Here is a 2,282-nt window from a genome sequence, read left to right on the forward strand (position 1 = left end):
CCCAGACCCCGGTGTCTACTGCGGGGTGGCCGACAGCGACAGGTCGGCTGGCGTGTTTGATCCAGCGCTAGCCACATCATGCTGCTGACACTTTGGCTGGTGCCGCTGAGCCTGAATAGCCTGGAGCGCGACACAGCATGCAGTAAGCAGGCGGAGCTATGGTCGAAGATAGGCTAGCTGGAGGCAGGCCGCTTCGGCCCTTCGATCAACTGGGCTTGCACCGAGCTGCTCAGCAGCCTGGTAAATGGCTTGATGTCCTGGTCCGACGACGCGGCATCAAGCGCTCGCATGTATTCGTCGCGGATATCCAAAGTGACGACTGTCCACGGCCATCCGCCGGTGGCCAGCATGAGGTTCATGATGAACCGAGCCAGCCGTCCATTGCCGTCCATGTAAGGATGGATGAACACGAAGACGAAGTGCCCGAGCACTGCTCGCACGCAGGGCTCGGTTTCGGCTTCGAGCAGGTCGAATAGCAGCGGCATCGCATCGCGAACAGCCTCAGGTGGAAGCGGCGTGTGTCTGGCGTTCTTGATGAACACCTGCGAGCCGCGCCAACCCGCGAGTTCTGAAGGCTTTACCAGCCCGACCTGGACGGATGGGGACCAGAGTGCCAAGTACCAGTCTTGAAGGTCACCTCGTAGGCGTGCTCCCGGGTTCTGGCCTTCCAGCACCCGCAGCAGGCTCGCGCGCACAGCCTTGTGCGCTTCGAAGTAGCCTTTGGCAGCCATCGCGTTACGTTCTTGGCGATCGCGTTCCGTATCGCCCGAGCCCCAGGTGCCCTTGCGCACACGGTCGATCATCTCCGGAGTGACTTGGTAGCCTTCGATGGACAGCGAGTGATAGGCGTCGGCCAGGTATCGCACCTCAGCTTCGTCCAGGTATTCCTGCGGCGTGCCTTGCGTGCGCACGGGGGTTGTCCAGGCCTTCATGACCTGCTCCCGCATCAGCTCCCACATGGCCTTGATTCGCGCGCAGTACGGTGACTCCGGAAGTGTTCGAGCAGACTGGACCGGCACGTCGAATGGGTTTTGCTCGACGATGCTATGGCCGGCTGACCTCATTGTCTTGAGCACTCCGTCAGCCAGCTCCGCGCGGTCAACGGCGCGGAGAGCGCCGGCGATGCGCCCGGCGATGGTCGTGTGGTCGCCGTCGAGAAGGATTCGATTGAGGGCGGAGGTGTCCTTCAGCATGCCGAGCGCGAGTTGCATGGTGAGCGCATCAGCCTGCCAGACATTCGGCGTAGCTCGCACAAGGGCAGCCTCCAGCGACAAAGCGCGCAGGCCCTGGGCCTCGCCGAGTTGGTCTGCTGGAGGCATCTCCTTGACGCGCAGGTCAAACACGGACGTCCCTGCTGGCAAGGTTAGTGCGTTATTGGTGCCCTTGAGCGCGTTCACCTGGATCTGACGCGGAAGCGTGCTCGAGCCTGTGTGCAGTTTCAGGCTGAGTTCGGCGTTGATGTGCCAATCGCTGCCGAAGCGTTCGTCGCAGTAGCCGCGAACGAAGTGCCGCATTGAGGCGAACCAGGTTGTTGTGTCGCCAAGGTCTTCCTCGGGCCGGGAGGGCATGTACCAGCCGCGGATGATTGGACGAAGACGCCCACTCTCGACCAAGCGCTCAAGGTGTGTCCGCGACAGATCAGYGGTGCGAACGACAACGCGGCCTTGCTTTTGAAGGTCGTGGAGCTTCTGAAGCGATGTCGCGAGTTTGACGTTAGGACTGGCCATGTGGGTGCGGCACGTCCGAGGTGCTGTGGCAACTAGCGTAAAAGCCGCTGTGGCATTACACGTTTTATGCGTTGAATTATTACACGTTAAAGCTGCTAAGGCAATTCCCGTCTAGGCCGTAGAAGTTTATGTAAGCCTTTGATTTTAAAGCGTAGAAACAAACCAGGTCGATTGCGAATAGAGTTGCAAATACAAGCCGTATTCGGAAGGGGATTGGCGTAAAGGATGTCCGCTTGGTGTCGCAAGTTCGCGTCCAAGCCGCACTGATTAGCCGCTGGCGTGACGCGAGCATGGCTGCATGTGGGCCGATGGTGGGGATCGGCAGCGGTCATGATGGCCACCCACCCTGGTGCTCGTTGGTGCCGCGACGTCAGCCTGTTGCTAGACGCCGATTCCGGGTGATTACCAGCCACACATTTCCGCATGGGCGCACTGACTGCTTGTTGGAGTCGCCGTCGTTCGACCATTCACTATCGAATGCCTCGACCAGCCTGCAGCGGAAATCCGACCGACGTCCGATCGGCGAGATTGAGGGACAGCCGCCCTGCTGCACCC

1 protein-coding gene is annotated in these 2,282 nt (G+C 60.5%); it reads right to left on the minus strand.

Annotation, left to right across the window (positions count from 1 at the left end; all coding sequences use genetic code 11):
* Positions 1-173 precede the first annotated feature (173 nt).
* Positions 174-1,568 (minus strand): Fic family protein, encoded by a 1,395-nt coding sequence (locus AC1DU6_RS28065; RefSeq protein WP_477861130.1) that lies wholly within the window; start codon positions 1,566-1,568, stop codon positions 174-176.
* Positions 1,569-2,282: the final 714 nt, after the last annotated feature.

It is taken from the genome of Roseateles sp. P5_B10 (assembly GCF_056400485.1).